The following is a 21,171-nucleotide window of genomic DNA, read 5'->3' on the forward strand; positions in this document are numbered from 1 at the left end:
CACGATCGCTCCGATCCGCTGACCACGCAATCGGGGTCAGCCCCCATCTAGGATTCGGTTCGTGGAATCAGCGCCCCCTGGCCTAGACATCTCGATCGCGCACCCCGCCCGGCGGTACGACTACTGGCTCGGGGGCAAGGACAACTTCGCGGCCGACCGGGCAGCCGGTGACGCGATCGCTGCCGCGTACCCCAGCATCCGCACGCTCGCGATCGAGAACCGCGGCTTCCTGCGCCGCGCCGTCACGTACCTCGCGGGCGAGGCCGGGATCCGGCAGTTCCTCGACGTCGGCACCGGCATCCCCACCGCGAACAACACGCACGAGGTGGCGCAGACGGTGGCGCCCGATGCGCGTGTCGTCTACGTCGACAACGATCATTAATAACCGGGTAGTATGCACGCATGACGGGTTCACCGGTTCGGGGTGCGATTTCGGCGCTGGGTCTGGCGTTGGTGCGGGTCAGCACTGGCAGTCAGGATTTGCTGTCGCAGAAGCAGGTTATCGAAGCGGCGGCGATTGAGCGTGGGATCCAGATTGTGGACTGGATCGAGTTGCAGGGGTACTCGGCCAGTGGTGGGGCGCAGGAACCTGCGTTACGTCAGGCGATCGACCGAATCGGCCGTGGGGACGCGTCAATGCTGATCGTGACGGAGTCGTCGCGTTTGGACCGCAGGGAGAATCTCGACGCACAGGCGGAGATCCTGCTGGCGATCCGGGCGGCGGGCGGGGACGTGTTGTCACTGAGTGAACCGCTCTACGGGAAGACGGATTTTCCGGGTCGGATCGTGACGCTGGTGTTGCAGCAGGCGAACGCGGAGAAGTCGCGGACGGTGAAGGACACGACGTACCGCGGGATGGCGGTGATCCGCGACAACAAAGCGCATCATGGTCCGCTGCCGGCGTTCTGGACGACGGAGGGTGTCCGTTACGCCAAGCAGGCGGTGTGCGCAGATCCGGCCGCAGTGCGGGACATCTACGAGCGGGTCGCGGATGGGGAGTCGTTGTCGGCGGTGGCACGGTCCTACGGGATGTATCCAGCCGGGGTGAAGTCGGTGATCCGGTTCGCGGCGAACCACACAGGGTTCGTGGAGTGCCGCTACACCTACAACGGGGTGACCGAGACGTGGATGCACGCAGTGAGCGCGGTGGTGGAGTCGCCGTTGTGGTGGCGGGCGAACAAGGTCCTTGAGGCCAATCGGACTGCCGCGCGGGCGAACAAGGGCGGTCGGCCAGTGGCGAGCCCGGCGAACTGGGTTTCCGGGGTCCTGGACTGCCCGGGATGCGGCGGGTTCCTCTACGTAAACGTCGGCCGGACCCCGGCGGGTAACCTCCGGACGCCGAAGCTGCGTTGCGGCGGGAAAGCCAAGAAACGGCTGGCGTGCGGCCTTTTCACAGGGATCGACGCGGCTCCGATCGTGGAGTTGATCGAGGGCCGGTTCGCCGGGGACGAGACGCCGGTGCTGGCGTTCCAGCGGGTGGCCGGGAACGCCCACGAGCTCGATGCCCTGAACGCGGAGTTGCGGCGGGTGCAGGGCTCCTTGTCGGCCACCGAGGACGACAAGGAACTAGACGCGCTGATCGCGAATCGTAAGGCGATGAAGGCGCAGGTCGAGGGGTTCGCGCTGGTCCCGGACCGGTTCGACTACGCCCCGACGGGGCAGTCGGTCGCCGGAATGTGGACCGGCGGGGACGACGCGGTGAAACGGAGCATGGTCCGCGCGGTCAAGAATTCTTACGGCATGGCTCTGGCGCTCCATGAGGGACAGTGGGGTCTCACGATCGGCGTCGGTGGCTCAAACGGCCTCGGTGGCACGGACGACCCGGGTGACACCGTCGCGCCGCCCCGGGCCGACGGCAGGCCCGGGGCGGCCGAGATCGCCGCTGCGGACAGGATCGTTGATCTGGGCGACGGCTTGTGCTTCCGCCCCAGGCCTCGCACCGGGCCGAACAGCAACTCCGGGCAATAGCGCCTCTGCGCAGCGGCACGGAGTTGGCGCCGCGTCACGTCCTCTCGATCAGCTGCACTTCCAGCGTGGCGGCGCCGTCCACAGCATCGAAGACCCTGATGGATGCCCGGAGCCCGAAGAGCGTTCTTGCCATGTAGCGCCGCATCGCGTTCGCGACCTGGCGTGCCTGCTTGTGGTCGTAGCCGCCGAAGTACCGGCCATCGGTCTGACCGAAGGCCCTACTGTTCGCCATCTCGCAAAGCTGCTCACGCTGCGCCGGGGTGAGGATCTTGGACCTGTAGCCGAAGCCAAGGTCGTCTACGGACCGGGGAGCCACGCCGTGTTGGTCGGCGGCAGCGCGGTGCACATAAGGGCCGGAGATGCTCTGGTTTGTTGACGGCTCGCACATCGCATACATGGCTGCAGCTGATCACTACGTCGCTCTCCCGGCTGCGGATGCTCGTCTAAGGCCTGCCTCGTAACTCGACCGGGATGACGTTGGCCGGTTCGGCCGGGTTCAGATGGTGGTGGCGAGGTTGTGCATGAACGCGATCCCGCGGACGGCGTGAGCGGCACCGGTGCCGCGGCGGCGGCAGTCGCGGAGGATTTTCCAGTTCTTCATGCGGGCGAAGACGTGTTCGATGCGGGCGCGGACGTGACGGTGGGAGCGGTTGTGGTCTTCTTTCCAGTCCGGCAGCGGGGTCTTGTCGCGGTTACGGCGGTGCGGGATGACCACCCCGGCGCAGCGGGGCCCGCGGTAGGCGCCATCGGCGATCACGGTCGCGCCGCGGGTCGCCCAGGCCGCGCCGGAGTCCTGGTAGGCGGTGCAGTCGTTGCGGTTACCCGCCACCGGGTCACCGGCCGCGACCACGAGGTGGGTGTCGGCGTCGATGACGACCTGCACGTTCACCGAATACCGGTAATTCTTCGACCGCGCGCTGATGCTCTGATCGCGGACCGGGACGAGCGTGCCGTCAACGATGAGGACCCGCTCGGGTGAGTGCCGGCGGGTGACCGGTGAGAGCGTGAGCAACGGTGCGAGCCGGTCGATGATGCGGTGCACGGCGGCCTGCCTGATCCCGAAGAGCGGCGCGACCTGACGCATCGTCAGATTCGTGCGGTAGTACACCGCGACCAGCAGCACCCGGTCGGCCAGCGGCAGACACCACGGCCGTCCCGGACGACCGTCGGCGACCAGATCACCGCCCCGGCGGGCCACCGTCGCGACCAGACGCCGGAACTGCCGCTCCGACAAGCCGGTGAACACCGGGATCAACTCCGTCCGCGACGCCGACAACACCACCACGCAGCACCCAACGACCACCACAGACCGTGGTTACGAGGCAGGCCTTAGCTACACAGATCCGCAGTGCTACCAACAATGCAACACGCATCGGAAGTGCATGTGCGATGCACTGTTCAAGTACTCGCAGGCTTGACCGGGTGCGTTGAGTTTTGCGTCGTCTCGGCGGAGACAAGTCCTATGTAGCGCTTGGCCCCTACACTCAAGACATGGGTGGGAGACCTAGCCGCAGGTTAGCAACGAAACAACGGCAAGGCCGCGCGAACGTTCAGGTCACGGTCGCTGCTTCGCCAGGCAAAGGGTCTGGGTGGCAAGCCTTCATGACAGCCGTTGCAACTTTGACAGCCGTCGGTGCGCTCGCTTTTACTGGCGTCAGTATCCGACAGCAAACCACAGCGACACAAGATCAGATTTCGGCGAACCATGACCAAGAGATAACAAACAACCAGCAACGTACACTACTTGAGCAGCGCTACATATCGCGCATTGCGCAATATCATCCCGACAATACGATCGACAGGGTAGAGAATCGGTCTACGGCCTACATGGATCTTTTCGTCATGGGGGGATTCGTAAGCGCTGTGAGCCATGAGAAGCAGCGGCATAATTCCTCAGCCTCAGACTCACCAAGCCTCATTGGTCGCACCGCGAATCCGGATGAGTCCTCAGATCAGACGCCTATAGAGATATGGGGAATTTCTTCTCAATTCTACCCGTTGCCGCCTTGCACGGCCATCGAGTTTCTGTCTTCAAACGCGCGCGTGCCGCTGGTCTATATCGTCAGGGATCCCTTTAACGTCTCATGGGTTCGCTTCAGAAACGGCCGCTTCTCTAAATTGGTCCCCACCTCATCGGACGTGATGGCAGGATCAACGGAAACCTCAAAAGCGACTCGCACCATTCCATTAAGCGACTGTGGCGAGTCCCTGTAGGGGGAGCCAGACGGGAGGCACGTGTTAGCCGCTCTCCTCGAGGAATTCGTTAGGCAGGAGCCCGATAGAGGCTCACCCGGCGGTCGGCTCGGGTGAGCCTCTATGTGTCGGTCGCGGTCAGGTGTCAGTCGACGTCGGCCGCAGGAGGGTCCGGCTGTGGAGGTCGGGCGGCGGGGAGGAGGAGGATAACGCGCCCGGCCTGGATGTGCCGGTGCACCTCCGGGAGCCGGAACTGTCCGGGCTCCATCCTCACGACCGGTTTCCCGAAGTATTCCGCTGCGGACGCGTTCTCTTCGTCCGGCTCCGGCCGTTCGTCGGTGCCCTCTGCCCCGTCGCCATCTGGGGCAGAGTCACGACCTAGGGGGCTGGAGGACGGTGGCGCCGGAGGCTCCATCACGCACCGCCTGACAGCCGGAATGCGAGTACATCCTCGTGTCCGATCAGCCACTGTGGATCTCCGGCGGCGTGGGCGAGTCGGATGTTGTGCTGCTGGAAGAACGAGCCGCGTGGCACTAGCCGCCCGCCGCGTATCCCGGCGATGAGGGCAACGCAGCGGTCGACCAGTTCGAGACCCGCCGCTTGTCCGGCGGTGATGACCATGCCGGGGAGGTCGACCAGCTCGCCCCCGTGCCGGTACGGGCGGGCGGTGATCACGGCGTGCCCGCCGGGCCGCAGCAGCGCGCGAGCGCCGGTGAGAATCCGGGTGAAGCCCTCGGCGAGTTCGTCGGGTGACCGGTCGGCGAGGTTGCTGCGCTGGCCGGGGGTGGTGGCGTACCGGTTGTTGACCTTGCGCACTTTGCCGCGCCGCGGACCGGGCGAGCGGGCGTGCCCGTGGGTGGAGGGTCCGTAGGGCGGCGAGGTCAGTACGAGGCTGACCTCGCCACGGCAGCTCTCCGGCAGCGGTGCGGGCAGGTCCCGGGCATCAGCGCACCACACTTGGCCGCTGCCCGAAGCGCCTTGGGTGCCGGCGAGCGCGAGGTTCGCGGCGGCCAGCTCGGCCCACCGCTGCTCGAACTCGACCCCGACGCCATACCGGCCGAGGTGCGCGGCTTCCACGAGGCTCGTGCCGATGCCACACATCGGGTCACAGACCAGCTCACCGGGTTCGGTGTAGGTGGAGATCGCGCGGGCGGCGATGGCGGGCAGCATCTTGCCCGGATGCGCCATCGACTCCGGCAGATACCGGCCCCGGCGCTGGGCGGCTGACTGCTGCTGCCCGGTCAGCCACACCGACGACAGATGCTCAGTCACCCCGTACCTCCTGCTGGTCGGCGGCCTGCGGCTGGACCGGGATCGTGGCGACGTAAGTGGCGAAGATGAAGATGTCGGTGTGCTGCCGCTCGTGGGAGGGAACCCGCCGGCCCCCCGAGCCCGGCGGGTCTTGCAGGCCGGACCGCGACCGCCCGCCGGTGTCGGTGTCGAGGGGGGCGGTGTCGAGGGATGTCGTGTGCAGGGCGATGAGGTGCTGCTGATAGCGCAGACCGGCAGCGCGGGCGGCGACGATCACGCTCGTGGTGTGATCGCGGTAGCGGGCTCGGCCACGGTCGCTGGTCCGCTCGCGCTGGGCAGGGTAGGCGCCGAACGGGTCGATGGTGACCGCGAGATAGCCGCGCTCGGTCAGTGACCGGACAACCCGGTGCATCCACTGCCCGAACGCGGCATCGGTAGGAATACCGGGATCGGGCAGGTGGGCCAGGACCAGCCGCGCACGCCGCTCGGCGGCCGGCGGTGCGAACCGCCCGAGCCGGAGGAGATCCGCGCGGCGGCCGAGCCACTCGGTAACCGGCGCGACGGTGCCGGACAGGTCGGGGTCGACGATCGCGACGCGGTCGCCGAGCCGGGTGTAGACGGCGACGAGCGCGCCGACGGTCGCGGCCGACCACCCCGACGGGCGGGAGGGCAACTGCTGGCTTCCGGAATCGGTCGCAGGCCGGGGTAGAAGGACCGCCGAGGGAATCGGGATCCGGGACGGGTCAGGGGAGGCCGACGGGGCGGGCTGCGGCATGAGCGATGAGGCCAAAACCACGGTGCGGCGCTGACACCTACAGAAGGCAGCTCACGCGCAGATTTTGGAAAAGCTGCCTTGCGGGCAGATCGACGCTCGCCATGAACATAGAGCTCAAGCCACGAACAAGCCCTGTTCACGAGCAGCCCGCCAGCCCATCTAAGGAATTGTTCTGCCGCAGGGGCGAATCGCGCCGCACGCGGCTACCGTGTCGGCGAACCTCCTCGTAATTGCTCAGGTCGCCGCAGCGCAGCCCGATGCTTCGGGTGCTCGGCTCCCGATCCGCTCACCGGAGGCACCCGATGCGCATCCGTCACCTCGTCGGCCTCGCTGCATCTACAGCGGCGATCCGCGCTCTTCTGATGTCCGGCTTACCGCCCGCAGTTGCGATCCCCATCAGCGCTACGGCTCGGGAGGCGTCCCGGTGACCGAAGGGACTGCTGACGCCGCGGACGGCGCCGTCTCTGGTGAGATTGTCAGTGCGGATCCACGTGCCCAGGTCGCAGCCGCAGGCAAGGACCTACAGGCGTTCGAGGACCTCATGCTCAATGTGATCGAGCAGTGGGGCCTGCCCACCGAGGGCATCATCATCAACGTCCGTGAACGAGAGAAGCTTCTCCGAAATACCCCTGATGCCCTCGAAGCCCTCGACGCGGCCCAGCGATACCGCGCCTCTTACGTGGCCAAGATGATCCTGGCCGCGTCGGTCGGGCTATTCGACGCGGCCCTGAACTACCTCTGGAACGAGACGATCAACGAGCTGCGAGCCCGGGTCGCCTCGTTCGACATCGACTACTTCTTCGATCTCGCGGAAACCGACCCAGCTCGCCGCAACACTCTCCGGACAGCTGAGGACCTAGCGAAAATCGACGACGCAAAGCTGATGGAGGCAGCCAACCGCATCAAGCTGATCAGCGATGTCGGTTACAAACAACTCGATCACATCCGCTACATGCGCAACAACGCGAGCGCCGCCCATCCCAACCAGGTTGCACTCACTGGCCTCAAACTGGCGGAGTGGCTGGAGACCTGCATCCGCGAAGTCATCACCCTTCCCCGCGACCACGTCGTCGCGGATATCGGCCGTCTTCTCCACAACGTCCGAACCCAGCGCATGACATCGGCTGAGTTGACGGCCGCCGCATCGAAATTCGACAACCTCCCGCCTGACCAAGCCGACAATCTCGCAGCTGGCCTGTTCGGCATCTTCAACACTCCCGACGCCACCCCAGACACCCTGGACAACGTCCGCAACCTCTGGCCCGAGCTATGGCCCTACGTCGGCGAAGACCAGCGCAACGAATGCGGCGTCAAACTCTCACGGTTCCGCGCTAACGGCGACACCGGCCGCGCCCAACGTGCCCGGGACTTGCTCGACCTTGTCGACGGGACCGCCTACCTACCCGAATCTGACCGCGAGGCCGAACTCGCCCAGGCCCTAGACGACCTCACCAACGCACACGACGGTTGGAACAACTTCTATCAGGAACCGCCGGTCGCCCAACGTCTGCTGAACCTCGTCGGCACGCACGGCCAAGTCCCTGACCGCCTCAGCCCGAAGTACGTGCGCGAGATCGTTTACGTGTTCCTCACCAACGGCAACGGCGTCGCATGGAGCGCCGACCCCATCTACAAGAACCTGATCGGCAAGTTCAACGGCGGGCAAGCAGCGACCGCCCTCCGATCCTTCGCCGACAACAAAATCGCTATTCGGCTCCAGCACGATCTAGCCCGCTCCAAGTGGACTGAGCTTCTCGACCTCATCGCGCCAAAGCTCACAGGCCGGCGCGACCGAGCGCTTCTAGGAGCCGTCCGCGCCTTCAACGGAACTCCTGATCAACTCAGGATCGACAGCGGCATCAAGCAGCAGCTCGACGTCCCCAGTCCACGCAGAAGCATGCCAATCCGCGGGACAAGCGCCACCAACCCGCCATCACAACCTGGGTAATCCCGGCACTAACAAGTCTCGCTGTCGAGCCACCGCATGACCACTACGAGATCTCCTCGGAGCTCCGAATGACACGTTGGTCGGCAAGGAACACCTCGGCGTGGGCACGATAACGAGATCCCAGCGTTTCACTGGTTGCGTACATCAGGCCATGCGCCCGGATGGCGGGAAGTGCCCACGTTGCCTGTTCTCCTGCGTCCAGCCTCTTGGGCAGGCTCGGGCCGATCGCATCGCCCACAGGCTGGAAGGACACCTTCCCGCTGCGCAGGGACCACTTCACGACCGTGACGGGCTGACGACCAACGTTGGTCGCGGACACGATCACGACCGGCTCCGGGAAGCCCTGCTCCGCCAGCTTCTTGAGTTGCGGGTCGTCCATGCGCTGAGAGCCGGTTATCACCGCACCCCCCGCACCGCGCGCACCCACTTGCAACTGAACTTTGACCCGACCGCCGGTCAGCAGGTAGTTGGCGATGTTCCAGGTGAAGTTGAGGACGCCGAGCACCAGGCCCAACACGCCAACGATGAACGCGGCAACTGTCATACGTCGGCAGCGTAGTGACGGGAACCGACAAGTCTCGCTTGTCGCTCGTGCGAGGCCTCGCCAGGAGCGCGCGATCCGGCGTCTTACACCTCCAGGTCGAGCGGACCTGGACGAAGGAGCCCATCTCGGTGCCAGACCTTGTCGTTCGCGTCCCGGAACTGCACGAACGCGCCCCATTCTTCGCCTTCGTTGTAGAGCGCGTTGCTGTCGTCGTAGGGATTGATGTGCTCGCCCGGCGGAAGTGTCAGGTCATCAACCCGCAGCCTGACGAAAGGACCGGTGAACTCAGGCGGCGAGCCGGCCGGACCGCTCCGCCGCTGGCGCACATGAACCTGGACATCCCAGGTCGGAGCGTCGGAGCCGTTGCGGACCTCGGCCCCTCGCCTCGGTAGATGGCGGCCCATGCCCTCCGAAGCAACTGGCGTGATTTTGAACCACGCAGTTATCTTGGCCGCCTGCTCGCGGGACGCAGCTTCGGCTCGCTCGTTGTCGCGTGCCTGCTCCAGCTCGGCGAGTTTGTCGGCGCTCTTCGCCGCAGCTTTCGCCCAGATCGCCGCGTTGCGTGCGATGCCCGCGCTGACGAGTCCGACTAGCACCGCACCGACAGCGGCGCCGAGGTCAATCCACTCTCCCGTGTCCATCGCGCCAGGTTAGTTCTGCGTCACCAGCGCCGATGCACCGCGCCGGTCCCGCAACATGAGCTGCTCGACCCATGCGAACCGCTCGCCGTCCACCGGGTTGCCACAGAGGTCGAGGGCGTTGATCGAAAGGAGTCGCAGCGGGCGCTGGGCTGCCTTCGGTCCGTCCGAGGTGTCGGTCACTCCCGCCGCCCCTGTGGGTTGACTAAGCTGCGGCGTTGGCTCGTCGGAGGAACCGCTGCGGGCAGGGGTCCTCGTCGCCGCCGACTTGACCGAGCGAGGATCGATGTGACCCACAGCACAAATCTTGCCGCCCGCAGAACACCCTGTTGGTCGCTCCGTGGAAGTGAGCCACGCGACGTGAACGCGCTGGTGACTGCCCTGAACGGCGGTGTGCAGCCGGGGATAGCGCCGTCCCTGTTCGAGCCCCACGCTCCCGGCTGAACGCGCCGCGTCCAACGCGGAGGGTCGGCGGTGGTGACCAAGTTGCGTTCACGGGGGCCGGGTGAATCGGTGGCGTTCCCCGGCCGGAGTCGGCCGGTGGAGCACTCCCACCGGCTCGTTCCCCGGAGATGTCCTCATGGTTCGCAGTGCCCGTTCCTCACGTTCCCGTCCGCCGGTCTCGGTCACGGCGGCGACCTCGCGACGCACCGTCGCGGCGCCGTGCCCCGTGCGGCCACCGACCGCTGAGCCCGGCCCGCCGTTCGATATCGCGGAGACCGCGCTGCGGCTGCTGTGCGAAGGCCCCTCGCCCCTCGCGGTGTCCGGCCGGGCTCTCGGTCACGGCCTTCCGCGCCGTCCGATCCGGCTGACCGAGCTGGCCGCGATCCTGATGCACCCCTCGGCCAGCTTCCCGGCGCGCGACGCGGTGTGGCGGCTACTGGTCACCCGCTCCCGCACCGACGGTCCCGCGTGGGTGGTCGGCGCGACCGGCGTCGCGTTGCCCGGCCTGCGGGCGGTCGCCGGTCGACTCGGCCGCCCCGGTGACCCGGACGTCCAGGCCGAGGTGCTCGCCGGGTTCCTGGCGGCGCTGCGCACCCTCGACCTCTCCACGCCGAAGGTGTGCCCGCGGTTGTGCAACTCCGCGCAGAGCGCGGCCCGCGCCGCGCTGCGCTCGAACCATGCCGGCCCGGCGGAGGCGTCACTGACGGAGGCGGCGGGCGCGGCACCGGGAGTCGTGACGGTGGGAGGTCATCCGGATTTCGTGCTCGCCCGCGCTGTCCGGGCCGGTGTCCTCAACGTCGCCGATGCGGACCTGATCGGCGCGATCCGCCTCGAAGGCATACCGGTGCGGGAGTACGCCGCACGGCTCGGACTCACCGAATGGGCGGTCTACAAGCGGCGCACCGCCGCCGAGGCACGGCTGGTGGCCGCCTTGAACGCGGGCGACCTCGACGACTTGAACGCGCAGGTCATCGCCGAAGCCACCGGCACCGCCCAACCATGAACACCCCGCCCACCCGAGCGGCAGCCCGCCGCCGCAGATGCTCCGTCCACATCGGGGCTCGGGACCAGGGCGATTCCAAGATCCGGTCGTCTTCTGCCATCTGATGAGTGGAAGCACCCGCACCGCGAGTCGGCGGTGGTGGTGTCCGGCTCGGCGCCCCGGACGGCGCTGACACCTCGTCCTGGCCCTCTGTCCCCTGAAGGAGGACGGCCTCGGCCGGGCCGGACACCACCACTGCGGCTCCCGAGCATTTCCGCTCACGCGGCGCTGCTTCCGGCCTTCTCGTGTCCCGTTCTCGTTTGGCCCGGCCTGTCTTTTCCTGCGCGCCTTTGCGGCGCCGGATCACGTCGGACCTCGTTCCGGAGGTGTTGTTGTGCTGATCGCGAAGTACTGGCGGCGGGGCCATCACCGCCGCCCCCTGTTCTGGAACCGCTCTTGTCGCGGGCGGGTGCTCGCTGCCGTCGTCGTGACCGTCGCAGGTGTCCTTCTGGTGGTCCTGGTGGGGTTCGCTGATGCGGCGATGGGCGCCGAGAGCCCGTCAGCGGTGGCACCGCCGACCACGTCCACCGCCGACCTCGACGATGTGATCAACCGGCTGTGGGTGCTGCTGACCGGGCTGCTCGTCGGTTATGCCGGGCTGATGCTCGCGTGGGGTGCGGTCCGCCGGATCGGCGCGGACGGTGACCCCGGCGAGATCGACCGGGCCAACCGGACGATGCGCGGCGCGCTGATCGGTCTGGCCCTTGGGATCTTGGCCCCGATGCTGGTCGCGGAAATCGCGAAGGTGTTCCTCTGATGCGCCGCCGCGAACGTCGCGCCTACGGCGAAGCCGTCACCGGCGGGGACGCCTCGCGTGCACAGCCACGGCGCCTCGCCGCTGCGGCAGCGCTGATGCTTGGCCTCTTGATCGGGGCGGGAGTCGTCACGCCGGCCGCGTCTGCTCGGGCAGCTCCTCCACCGAGCCCCGCCCCCGCCCCCGCACCGGCGCCCGCACCGTCGCCGGGCACTCGGTCCCCGTCGGCTCCCAGCGCCACCCCCGAGCCGTCGGCACCGGCGCCCTCCTCGCCGACAGAGCCGTCACCGACTGCGCCGTCACCGGCTCAGCCGTCGCCGATCGCGCCGGGTGCCCCGCCACCGAGCAACCCGTCGGACACCGGCGGCGGAGTGCTCCGGAACCTGGTGCTCGGGGTCGTGCTGGACATACTCGCCGACCTGGAGGCATCCGCGGTGAACCCCGTCTTGCGGGTCGTCGCCACGCTCCTCGTGGCCACGCCGAGCGTGACGGACTCCGCGCTGGTGCGCGGTCTCTGGGGCGGCAACGCGGTGTTGGCCAACAGCCTGCTCGTGTTGTTCGTGGTCGCCGGAGGCTTCGTCGTCGCCTCCCAGGAAACCCTGCAAACCCAGACCGGGTTGCGCGAGATCGCGCCGCGCGTGGTGCTGGCCGCTGTCCTGGTCAACTGCAGCCTGATCATCGCCCGCGAAGCGATCGCGCTGACCAACGCCATCTCGTCAGGTGTGCTCGGTCAAGGCGTCGACGAGGACGCGGCGGCCGAAAGTATCCACGCCGCGATCGGTGGCAACGGCCCGGACCTGCTCGGCGCGTTGTTCGGCCTCGTCGCGCTGGTCCTGTTGATCGTTCTGGTCGCCACCTACGTCGTGCGGGTGGGTGTGCTGCTGGTGTTGCTCGTGCTGGCCCCGCTGATGCTGTTGTGTCATGCGTTGCCGCAGACCGAGCGGCTGGCCGCGTTGTGGTGGCGGGCGTTTCTGGCCTGCCTCGGGGTGCAGATCGTCCACGCGGTGGTGTTGCTGTTCGCGGTCGGGTTGCTGCTGACTCCCACCGGGCCCCGGCTGCTCGGCGTCCCGCTCACCCCCGACGGGTGGCTACAGCAGCTCCTGTTGATCGTGGTGCTCTGGCTGATGATCCGGGTGCCGTTCTACGCGCGGCAGCTCGTGTTCTCCGGCAACGGTGGCCGGGGTCTGGTTTCGCAGGTCGTCCGCGCGTACTTCCTGTGGCGCACCGTCGGCAGCCTCGTCGGCACTAAGGGCGCCGGTGCGAGCCGATCCGCCGCAGCCGGGCGAGGTACACGTCCGGCCTCGGGTAACGCCGGCAACGGCCCACGCCGCAGCTCCCGCAGCGCAGGCCCCGCCCGAAGCGGCGGCGCGAGCGCACCACGCCGCGCCCCCGCCCAGCCGCCCACCTTCAGCAGCGCCCCGGCGACCCAGCGCAGCAACGCGAGTGCGCGAGGCAGCACCGCAGCCGCCTCCGCTGCGCCGCCCACGTTCAGCCACGCACCAGCCGTCCAGCGGGCAACCCCGAACACGCGAGGCCGGGCCGGAGCCGTCCCGGCGACGCCACCCACCTTCAGCGACCCCGCGTCGGCCCAGCGCGGCAGCGCGAGTCCACGGCCCCGCACCGACGTCACTCCGGCGACGCCACCGGCGTACAGCGGCGCACCGTCCGCCCCGCCCCACGGCGCGAGCGCACGGCGCCGTGCCGGAGCCGCCCCGGCGGAACGGCCTGCGTTCAGTGACGCGACGGTCCCGCCGCGCGAGCACCCAGCGGCACCGGGCGGCGCGGCTCCGCGCCGCCGATCCCGGCAGCCCCACCGGACGACCTGGGCCGAAGCCACCGGCACCGCGACACCACCGCGGGGACGCGCCGAGTGGCTGCCGCCCGCGCCGCCCCGGATCCGCCGACCCCGGCCACCCGCGCCACCCCGATTCAGTAACGGAGAAACAGGAGGTCGCTCGTGAACGGGCTCGCCAGCGTTGCGGTACCCGCCGACGTCACGCGCCAAGACCGGCTGCTGCTCGGTCTGACGGCCGCGCAGGTCGCCGCCTTCGCCGTTGCGGGCCTGCTCGCCTGGGGCGGTTGGGGCATCGTCCACAGTGTCTGTCCACCGGCTATGTATCTCGCCGTCTGCGTGCCGGTGCTGCTCGCGGTGGCGATTGTGGTGCTCGGCCGCCGCGACGGCGTACCCCTCGCGGTGTGGCTGCGGGCCGCCGTGGCTTTCCGGCGAGCACCGCGCCGCATGGCCTGGCCGGAGCCCGCCGACTCCCGGTCGCTGCCGGAACCGCCCCGGTGGCTGCGTGCCACCGGGCGGCGGGGGTGGCGGCGTCCGCCGGGGCCGTGGCGCTCTCCCGCGCGCGGCATCAACGCCGACGGGTTGATCGACCTCGGCCCGGACGGCACCACGGCGGTACTCGCCGCGTCCACGGTGACCTTCGGGCTCGCGCAACCCGGGGTGCAGTACGCGTTGCTCGGCGGGTTCGCGCGCTGCCTGCACGGCTTGGACGCACCGATCCAGATCCTGCTGCGTGCGGCACCGGTCGATCTGCGCCCGCACGCCGATCACCTCGCCACCGGTGCGCCCCACCTGGCTACCCGGCAGCTGACCGACGCCGCCCGCGCACACGCCGCGTGGCTGGCCGGGCTCGGCGCCGAGTACGAACTGCTCACGCGCGAGGCGTTCGTCGCCGTCCGCGATCGCACTCCGAGCGGGGCCGCGCGCCGCGCGGTGCAGACGGCTGCGGACCTGACCGCCGCCGGAGTCCCGGCCACCGCTGTCATGGCCGATGAGGCCCTCGGGCTGCTGGCCGACTCCCTGAACCCGGCAATCGTCACCGAGCAGCCTGCCCCACCGGTCGCACCGGCACCACCAGCGCCACCTCCGCCCGCAGCCGGACCGTCCACACGCGGCGGCTGGCCCCTGGCCGCACCCGCACCCAGGCGCACACCGCCGCCCGATGAAGGAGACCGCTGGTGAAGCTCATCCCTCGCCGGGCCACACTCGTCCCCGCCGCAGAACGGCGCTCGTCGGTCCCGCGGACTGCCGTGCCCGGTCCGGAGGCGGCCGAGGTCACCCCCGGCTGGGTCGCGCTTGGCGACCCGGCGCTCGCTGGGGCCGGCGGCCAGGAACTCGTGGCGACTTTCGCGGTGACCGGGTATCCGGCGGAAGTCACCCCGGGCTGGTGGGCGACGCTGCTGACCTGGCCTGGCCGCCTCGACCTGGCCATCCACATCGACCCCATCGGGACGCAGGCCGCTGCCGATCGGCTGCGCCGGTCCCGCTCGCGGCTGGAGGCCTCCCGGCGCCATGACGCCGAGACTGGGCGCCTGACCGATCCGCGGGTTGACGCTGCTGCCGACGACGCCGCCATCCTCGCCGCCCGCGTGGCGCGCGGTGACGGGCGGTTGTTCTCGGTCGGGGTCTACCTCACCGTCCGCGTCGCTGCCGCCGAGGATCTCGCGGCCGCGGTCGCCGAGGTGCGCGGGATCTGTGCGGGGATGCTGCTGACCGTCGTGCCGGTCACCTGGCGCCAGCTCCAAGGCTTCACGAGTTCGCTGCCGCTGGGAGTGGATCGGCTCGGGATCCGCCGGATCCTCGACACCGACGCCCTCGTCTCCACGTTCCCGTTCGGCACGCCCGACCTTCCGCTACCCGCCGCCCGGCAGGGGGCGGGCGGGGTGTTCTGGGGCTTCAACGCGCACTCGCCCGGACCGGTGGTGTGGGACCGGTGGAGCCAGCCCAACCACAATGCGGTGATCCTCGCCGCGTCCGGCGCGGGAAAGTCCTACCTCGCCAAGCTCGATCTGCTGCGCAACCTCTACAGCGGGGTGAGCGCATCGGTGATCGACCCGGACGGCGAGTACGGCGAACTCGCCGCCGCCACCGGCGGACAGCTGGTCGCCCTCGGCGCACCCGGCGTGCATCTCAATCCCCTCGACCTGCCCGACCTCTACCCGGACGCGATCGCTCGGCGCGCGCTGTTCGCGGTGTCGCTGGTGGAGGTGCTGCTCGGTGTGGCGCTGTCACCGGGCCAGCGCGGAGCCTGGGATCAGGCGGTGCGGATGGCCTACCGGGTCGCCGGGTTCGTCGAGGACGATCCCGGGTCGTGGCGGCGTCCGGCGCCGCTGCTCGCCGATGCCGTGGCGGCGCTCGCCGCCATCCCGGGCGAGGACGCCGCCGCACTCGCGGGCCAGCTCGACCCGTACGTGACCGGCTCGGCGAGCGGTCTGTTCGCCGGAGCCACAACCGCCCGGGTGCATCCGGCGTGTCCGCTCGCGGTGTACGCGCTCTCGGCGCTGCCCGACGAGCTAACCGGAGCGGGGATGCTGCTCACCCTGGATGCGGTGTGGCGGCGGCTCACCGACCCCCGCGCCCGCGGACTCCGCAAACTCGCCGTGGTCGATGAGGCGTGGCAGCTCCTGCAGAACCCCGCCGGGGCGCGCTTCTTGTTTCGCGCCGCCAAGGCCAGCCGCAAGCATCGCGCCGGCCTGACGGTCATCTCCCAAGACGTCGACGACGTCCTGTCCACCGAACTCGGCCGCGCGACCGTCACTAACGCGGCCACGCCGATTCTGCTGCGCCAGGCCCCGCAAACCATCGACGCGCTCGCCGCCGCGTTCGACCTGTCCCCGGCAGAGGTGGGGTGGCTGCTGGCCGCGCAGCGCGGAGACGCGCTGCTGGCCGCCGGGGCGCGCCGGGTCGCGTTCCGTGCGCTGGCCGACGAGCGCGAACATGCCCTGTTGCTGGCCGGAACGACCGATCAACCCTGACCCACCCCGCCGTCCGGCCCTTGTGCCTGCGGTTCCGGCTCGCTGACGTCCCCGGGGAGCTGGTCTGCCGACGTCTACCGGGAGGTTGCTCATGCCCGAAGTATCGCCAGCCCCGATCGCGTTCCTCGTCGCGCTGACGGTCGTGGGGCTGGTCTGTTGCGTTCTCGTCGCGGCGGGTTGCGTGTGGTGGCAGCATCAGCGCCGGACCGCCTGGCAGCGCGCGGCGTCCGGTGCCCGCTGGCTGGGCATCACCCCTCCGGCGCAGGTGAGCGCCGGATCGGCCGAGGCCCTGTGGCGGCTGCTGGCAGCGCAACTACCCACCGACACCTGGTTCACCCGGCGCCCGGCCCGGCTGGTGTGGGAAGTCCACGCCGCCGGAGAACAGCTGCGGGTCGGGGTGTGGGTTCCGGCCGGGCATTCGCTGGTCGCGGTGCGCCGCGCGATCGACCGGGCCTGGCCGGGTGCCCGCCTCACCGAGGCCCGCCCACCCGCCGCGCCTCGGGCGGTGCCGGAAATGCGGGCGGTGGCCGGGGGATGGCTGGGCGCGATCGTCCCGGACGGCCTGCCGCTGCTGCACCCTGGCCTGACCGACGCCGCCGGAAGTCTCCGCGACCGCCCTGCCAGGTCGGAGGATCCGCTACGGGCGGTCTACGGCGGGCTCGCGTCCGCCGGGCGCACCGGCCCCGCCCTGCTGCAAATCGTCGTCGGTCGCGCGCCGTTCGCCCGCGTCGGTGCCGCGCGCCGCTGCGCCGCCTCCCGGCGTCACCGCCGGACCCTGACCGACGCCGCTCTGACCGGCCGGGCGGCCGCGAGCGTGGCCGTGGCCGCGGCTGCCGCCCTCGGGCTGGTCCTGGAAATCCTCGCGCCGCCACGACACCGGCGCCGCGAAGAACGGCAGGCGTGGGAACCCGAGCGGGTGCGGGCCGCGCGGGTCAAGGCACATGGCGGCCCGCACCTGCTCACCACCGTACGGGTCCTCACCTCCGGACCCACACCAGAAGCGGCGCACGCGGCAGCCGCCGAAATCCTCGCCGGATTCGGGCTGCTCTCCGCGCGGCTGACCCGCCGCCCCTGGCCGAAGCACACCACACACGCCCCGGCCCGCTGGGTGCGCCTGGGTGAACGGGTCCTGACGACCCCCGCCGAGACGGCAGCGCTGGCCGGGCTGCCTGCTGACCCGGCCCTGCACGGCCTGGCGGCGGCAGGGGCGCGGCGCCGCGCGAGCAGCACCGGGACCTGGACCCCGCCCAGGCCGCCGAGCGGCCCGCCGGTGGGGGGTCGGCCATGACCGGCCCCGACCACCCGCGCCGAGCGCGCGGCGTACCGGGTGCGCGCCGGGCCGCCGAGGAGCCGGGCGGGCTCGGTGGGCTCGGCGGGCGCGTGCTGGGAGTGACCAACGCCGGCCCCCGCCGCCCGATCGGAGTCTCCACCGAGGACGCCCGCCATCACCTGCACGTGCTCGGCCCGACCGGCACCGGCAAGACGTCGCTGCTGGTGCGCCTGGCGTTGCAGGACGCCGAAGCCGGGCGCGGTCTGGTCGTGTTCGACCTGTCGGCGAAAGGCGACCTGGTCACCGATCTGCTCGACCGGCTGCCCGCCGCGTGCGGGAACCGGCTGGTGGTCATCGACCCCGCCGAGCAGGACGCGCCGCCGTCGCTGAACCTGCTCGATCCGCGCCTGCACACCCGCCGCCCGGCCGCCCCGTCCCCGTCCGGGCCGGGTGTCGCCGAGACGAACGTGCTCGACGCGACCGGCGGCGCGGGCGGGCCGCATCTGGTGGCGGCGCGGCTCAGTGAGGTGATGGGGCGGGTCTGGTCCCGCTGGTGGGGCTCCCGCACAGCCGACATCGCCCACCACGGACTACTCACCCTCGCCCACACACCCGGCGCGACCCTCGCGCAGCTGCCCCGGCTGCTGTCCGACCGGGCCTGGCGCGCCCGGCGGGTCGGCGCGCTCGCCGCCCGGCTGCCCGATTGGGAGTCCACGACGCTCGCGGAATTCTGGGCCGGGCTCGACGAGCTCTCCACCGGCGGGCGGGCGGCGCTGGTCGCGCCGCTGCTCTCCCGGCTGCGGCTCGTGCTCTCGCACCCGTTCGCGGTCGCGTTGTTCGGTACCCCGGCCACCACCGTGTCGCTGGCCGACGTCCTCGACGGCGGCGTCCTTCTGGTGCGGCTGCCGCGCGGGCTGATCGGCGAAGACGGCGCCCGGCTGATCGGCTCGCTGCTGCTAGCGGCGGTGTGGCAGGCCGTCACCGCTCGCGCCGCGCTCCCGGAGAACCGCCGGCGGGACGCCTCGGTGATCATCGACGAGGCCCAGCACGTCCTTCATCTGCCGATCGGCATCGACGACGCCCTCGCCGAGGCCCGCGGCCTGCACGTCTCCTTCACCCTCGCGCACCAGTACCTGGGGCAGCTGTCCGACACGATGGCGCGCGCGATCGACGCCAACGCCCGCACCAAGGCGTACTTCGCGCTCGCGCCCCGGGATGCCCGGGATCAGGCCCGCCACCTCGCGCCCTATCTGGACGAGAGCGACCTGAGCGGGCTCGGCGCGTTCGAGATCGTGCTCAGGCCGCTCGCTGACGGGCGGCTTCTGCCCCCGGCAACCGCCACCACTCTTCCACCCCCGCCGCCGATCTCCGGACGCGCTGAGGCGCTGCGGGCCGCCGCACGCACCCACACCGGACTCGACCAGACCACCCGGCGGGCGCTACGCGTCGGGCACCTCGACGCCCCGGCCCGGCCCGCGCACACCGGCGCGCGCCAGCCGTTCCCCTCCGAGCGACCGTTTCCCGCTGCCGAATTCTTCTCGGCCACCCACCCCGATGCCTCCGCCCGCCGTCCGCTGTCGGACGTACCCACCGAGGCGGCCGGTCTGCCCGGTGCCCCGCCCCGAACCGGCTTCCCCGTTGCGCACCGGCGGTCGTCCTCGCCGTACCCGCCCTGGGCCAGCCACCCCTCCCGCGACCTATCCGACGAACCGACCACAACGCCTGACGAACAGGAGACGCCATGGAACACCAGCCTCTAGACACCAGCGGCCGGGCACTCGGCTATAGCGCCGTGGCCAACGAGCTGCGGCGCCTGACCGACCGGGACCGGTGGCTGCTCGACCTGCTCCACGACCACCGCGTCCTCACCACCGAGCACATCGCGCAGTGCGCGTTCGACTCCCGCCCCCGCGCCTTGAACCGCCTCGGACAGCTCTACCAGCGGCAAATCCTCGACCGGTTCCGCCACTACCAGCGGCCCGGGTCGCAGTCCTGGCGGTGGACCCTCGGCCCCCTCGGCGCCGGAGTTCTCGCCGCCGCGGCGGGCCGCACCCTGCCGAGGCCCGCGACCGTGCGGCAGGAGACGCTCCGGCTGTCTGCGTCCGGCCGGCTCCCGCACCTGCTGGGAGCCAACGGCGTCTTCACCGCCCTGCACGCCGCCGCCCGCCAGGACGCGACCGGAACCACGAGCCTGGGCCGCTGGTGGAACGAGACTCAGGCCACCCGGCACGCCGGAGGACTCGTCCGCCCCGACGGCCACGGCCTCTGGACCCACGGACAGACCCAGACACCGTTCTGGCTCGAGTACGACACCGGCACCGAAACCCTCGGACAGCTGACCACCAAACTCACCACCGGCTACGCCCAACTCGCCGGAACCCCGGTCTGCTACCCGGTGCTGTTCGTGCTGCCCGCCGCCGCCCGCGAACAGCACCTGCACGCCGCGTGGAACGCCACCGGCATCCCCGACGGGCTCACCGTCGCCACTACCCACACCCCGCCCACCACGCCCGACCCCACCGCACCGCGCAGCACCGCAGCGGCCGGACCCGCAGGGCCGGTCTGGCGGACCTGGCCCCGGCCCGCCGAGGCGCCCCGGCTACGTCTGTCCGATGTGGGGCATCCCGGCAGGGCCTCCGTCGGCTGATGCGCCGACGAGTTCCCTGCTGCGGCATTCGTGAGGCCACCGCGAGTGGTGCTCATCGCGATCTACCGGGCCGGTGCTCTCGCGAGAACTCTCACGAGAACTCTCGCGGACGCTCCACGAGCCATGACCAGCCGGGTCAACTCTCGCCCACACCCACCCAGAAACACCCAGCTCACGCCCAGGACACGCGCCCGGTCGAGCGGACCCGACTGGTAGTACCTACCAACCCTGCCGGTCGTCACCCGCTGCTCTTACAAGCACACAACCGAGCCCTTATCGCTCGCCGGCTCCTGGAGCTTGTCGCGTGAAGGCCGTCCTGCTCGCCGTGGCCGCTGTCGTCGTGCTGCTGATCGGACTGACCTCGCTGGCCGGTGCCGCGCTCGTCACCGTCACGAGTACCGGCCCGGCACCGGCCGGAGGCACCGACGCCCCGGCCGGAGCGGTCAGCTCCGCCGGATGGGTACGCCCGGTGCCCGGCCGGGTCGGCTCCGGGTTCCGCACCGCCGACCGGCCCGGACACGACGGCGTCGACCTGATCACCCCCCGGTATACCGTCGTGCGGGCGGCGTCGGCCGGGACCGTGGTCACGGTGGTCTGCAACGCCCACCGCCGCGACGGCACGCCGTACTCGTGCGACCGGGACGGCTCACCGGACGTCCTCGGGTGCGGCTGGTATGCCGAACTGCGGCATCCCAGCGGGGTCGTGACGCGCTACTGCCACCTCGTCGAACACCCGGCGGTGCACGTCGGGCAGACGGTGAGCGCCGGTGACCCGATCGGCAGAGTCGGTACGTCGGGCAATTCATCCGGCTCGCATTTGCATTTCGAAACCCACACGAGCTATCCCGCCGACACCGCCAATGCCACCGATCCGGCGGCATTCATGGCCGCGCACAGCGTCACCCTATAGGCCAATTCCGCACATCGGCA

At 70.3% G+C, this 21,171-nt stretch carries 20 protein-coding genes and 1 pseudogene; 13 read left to right on the top strand and 8 right to left on the bottom strand.

Annotated elements, in window-relative coordinates; genetic code table 11:
* Window positions 1-61: 61 nt before the first annotated feature.
* Together ACGFY5_RS20830 and ACGFY5_RS20835 are read left to right on the top strand one after the other, a co-directional pair.
* Window positions 62-376, top strand: a pseudogene (locus ACGFY5_RS20830) (SAM-dependent methyltransferase); the annotation flags it as partial.
* A 26-nt stretch (window positions 377-402) separates the two neighbouring features.
* On the top strand, window positions 403-1,968 hold the full coding sequence (locus ACGFY5_RS20835; RefSeq protein ID WP_392721974.1) for a recombinase family protein: 1,566 nt from the start codon (window positions 403-405) through the stop codon (window positions 1,966-1,968).
* A 34-nt stretch (window positions 1,969-2,002) separates the two neighbouring features.
* On the opposite strand, the gene ACGFY5_RS20840 is transcribed toward ACGFY5_RS20835, so the two are convergent.
* Both ACGFY5_RS20840 and ACGFY5_RS20845 read right to left on the bottom strand, forming a co-directional pair.
* Window positions 2,003-2,284, bottom strand: coding sequence for a hypothetical protein (locus tag ACGFY5_RS20840; RefSeq protein WP_392721976.1), 282 nt, complete (start codon window positions 2,282-2,284; stop codon window positions 2,003-2,005).
* Between the two features lie 180 nt (window positions 2,285-2,464).
* A complete protein-coding gene (locus tag ACGFY5_RS20845; protein ID WP_392722570.1) occupies window positions 2,465-3,253 on the bottom strand; it encodes a transposase in 789 nt (262 codons plus the stop codon).
* A gap of 317 nt (window positions 3,254-3,570) precedes the next feature.
* Between ACGFY5_RS20845 and ACGFY5_RS20850 the strand changes: the two genes are divergently transcribed.
* The gene (locus tag ACGFY5_RS20850; protein WP_392721977.1) at window positions 3,571-4,182 is read left to right on the top strand and encodes a hypothetical protein; all 612 of its coding nucleotides are present in this window, start codon (window positions 3,571-3,573) and stop codon (window positions 4,180-4,182) included.
* 393 nt (window positions 4,183-4,575) lie between these two features.
* Here the strand turns inward: ACGFY5_RS20850 and ACGFY5_RS20855 are convergent, their stop codons facing one another.
* Both ACGFY5_RS20855 and ACGFY5_RS20860 read right to left on the bottom strand, forming a co-directional pair.
* Window positions 4,576-5,433, bottom strand: coding sequence for a TRM11 family SAM-dependent methyltransferase (locus ACGFY5_RS20855; protein ID WP_392721979.1), 858 nt, complete (start codon window positions 5,431-5,433; stop codon window positions 4,576-4,578).
* Window positions 5,426-6,085 (bottom strand): hypothetical protein, encoded by a 660-nt coding sequence (locus ACGFY5_RS20860; protein ID WP_392721980.1) that lies wholly within the window; start codon window positions 6,083-6,085, stop codon window positions 5,426-5,428. The genes ACGFY5_RS20855 and ACGFY5_RS20860 overlap by 8 nt, the downstream gene beginning before the upstream one ends.
* 526 nt (window positions 6,086-6,611) lie before the next feature.
* Between ACGFY5_RS20860 and ACGFY5_RS20865 the strand changes: the two genes are divergently transcribed.
* Window positions 6,612-8,135, top strand: coding sequence for a hypothetical protein (locus tag ACGFY5_RS20865; RefSeq protein ID WP_392721982.1), 1,524 nt, complete (start codon window positions 6,612-6,614; stop codon window positions 8,133-8,135).
* A gap of 43 nt (window positions 8,136-8,178) precedes the next feature.
* On the opposite strand, the gene ACGFY5_RS20870 is transcribed toward ACGFY5_RS20865, so the two are convergent.
* The 3 genes from ACGFY5_RS20870 to ACGFY5_RS20880 all read right to left on the bottom strand — a co-directional run bounded on the left by ACGFY5_RS20870 (window position 8,179) and on the right by ACGFY5_RS20880 (window position 9,500).
* Window positions 8,179-8,679, bottom strand: coding sequence for a hypothetical protein (locus ACGFY5_RS20870; RefSeq protein WP_392721984.1), 501 nt, complete (start codon window positions 8,677-8,679; stop codon window positions 8,179-8,181).
* A gap of 83 nt (window positions 8,680-8,762) precedes the next feature.
* The gene (locus ACGFY5_RS20875; protein ID WP_392721986.1) at window positions 8,763-9,320 is read right to left on the bottom strand and encodes a hypothetical protein; all 558 of its coding nucleotides are present in this window, start codon (window positions 9,318-9,320) and stop codon (window positions 8,763-8,765) included.
* A 9-nt stretch (window positions 9,321-9,329) separates the two neighbouring features.
* Window positions 9,330-9,500: a hypothetical protein gene (locus ACGFY5_RS20880; protein WP_392721987.1), complete on the bottom strand. Its 171-nt coding sequence runs from the start codon at window positions 9,498-9,500 to the stop codon at window positions 9,330-9,332.
* A gap of 487 nt (window positions 9,501-9,987) precedes the next feature.
* Here ACGFY5_RS20880 and ACGFY5_RS20885 point away from each other — a divergent pair, with 487 nt between their 5' ends.
* Together ACGFY5_RS20885 and ACGFY5_RS20890 are read left to right on the top strand one after the other, a co-directional pair.
* A complete protein-coding gene (locus ACGFY5_RS20885) occupies window positions 9,988-10,764 on the top strand; it encodes a hypothetical protein (protein ID WP_392721988.1) in 777 nt (258 codons plus the stop codon).
* 373 nt (window positions 10,765-11,137) lie between these two features.
* Window positions 11,138-11,560 (top strand): pilin, encoded by a 423-nt coding sequence (locus ACGFY5_RS20890; protein ID WP_392721990.1) that lies wholly within the window; start codon window positions 11,138-11,140, stop codon window positions 11,558-11,560.
* A gap of 126 nt (window positions 11,561-11,686) precedes the next feature.
* Here the strand turns inward: ACGFY5_RS20890 and ACGFY5_RS20895 are convergent, their stop codons facing one another.
* Window positions 11,687-11,815 carry a hypothetical protein gene (locus ACGFY5_RS20895; protein ID WP_392721991.1) on the bottom strand — a complete coding sequence of 43 codons (129 nt, stop codon included), beginning with the start codon at window positions 11,813-11,815 and terminating at the stop codon, window positions 11,687-11,689.
* Between the two features lie 113 nt (window positions 11,816-11,928).
* On the opposite strand from ACGFY5_RS20895, the gene ACGFY5_RS20900 reads away from it, so the two are divergent.
* From ACGFY5_RS20900 to ACGFY5_RS20930, 7 genes are all read left to right on the top strand, one after another.
* Window positions 11,929-13,518, top strand: coding sequence for a hypothetical protein (locus ACGFY5_RS20900; RefSeq protein WP_392721993.1), 1,590 nt, complete (start codon window positions 11,929-11,931; stop codon window positions 13,516-13,518).
* On the top strand, window positions 13,515-14,531 hold the full coding sequence (locus ACGFY5_RS20905; RefSeq protein ID WP_392721994.1) for a PrgI family protein: 1,017 nt from the start codon (window positions 13,515-13,517) through the stop codon (window positions 14,529-14,531). The genes ACGFY5_RS20900 and ACGFY5_RS20905 overlap by 4 nt, the downstream gene beginning before the upstream one ends.
* Window positions 14,532-14,536: 5 nt before the next feature.
* Window positions 14,537-16,324: a VirB4 family type IV secretion system protein gene (locus tag ACGFY5_RS20910; protein WP_392722571.1), complete on the top strand. Its 1,788-nt coding sequence runs from the start codon at window positions 14,537-14,539 to the stop codon at window positions 16,322-16,324.
* A gap of 91 nt (window positions 16,325-16,415) precedes the next feature.
* Window positions 16,416-17,612 carry a hypothetical protein gene (locus ACGFY5_RS20915; protein WP_392721996.1) on the top strand — a complete coding sequence of 399 codons (1,197 nt, stop codon included), beginning with the start codon at window positions 16,416-16,418 and terminating at the stop codon, window positions 17,610-17,612.
* Window positions 17,609-19,354, top strand: coding sequence for a type IV secretory system conjugative DNA transfer family protein (locus ACGFY5_RS20920; RefSeq protein WP_392721997.1), 1,746 nt, complete (start codon window positions 17,609-17,611; stop codon window positions 19,352-19,354). Before ACGFY5_RS20915 ends, ACGFY5_RS20920 begins: the two co-directional genes overlap by 4 nt.
* Before the next feature lie 32 nt (window positions 19,355-19,386).
* Window positions 19,387-20,241 (top strand): replication-relaxation family protein, encoded by an 855-nt coding sequence (locus tag ACGFY5_RS20925; RefSeq protein WP_392721999.1) that lies wholly within the window; start codon window positions 19,387-19,389, stop codon window positions 20,239-20,241.
* Between the two features lie 304 nt (window positions 20,242-20,545).
* Window positions 20,546-21,151, top strand: coding sequence for a M23 family metallopeptidase (locus ACGFY5_RS20930; protein WP_392722000.1), 606 nt, complete (start codon window positions 20,546-20,548; stop codon window positions 21,149-21,151).
* Window positions 21,152-21,171 lie beyond the last annotated feature (20 nt).

Origin of the sequence: Cryptosporangium sp. NPDC048952 (assembly GCF_043197895.1) — a bacterium.
In the GTDB taxonomy this organism is placed as follows: domain Bacteria; phylum Actinomycetota; class Actinomycetes; order Mycobacteriales; family Cryptosporangiaceae; genus Cryptosporangium.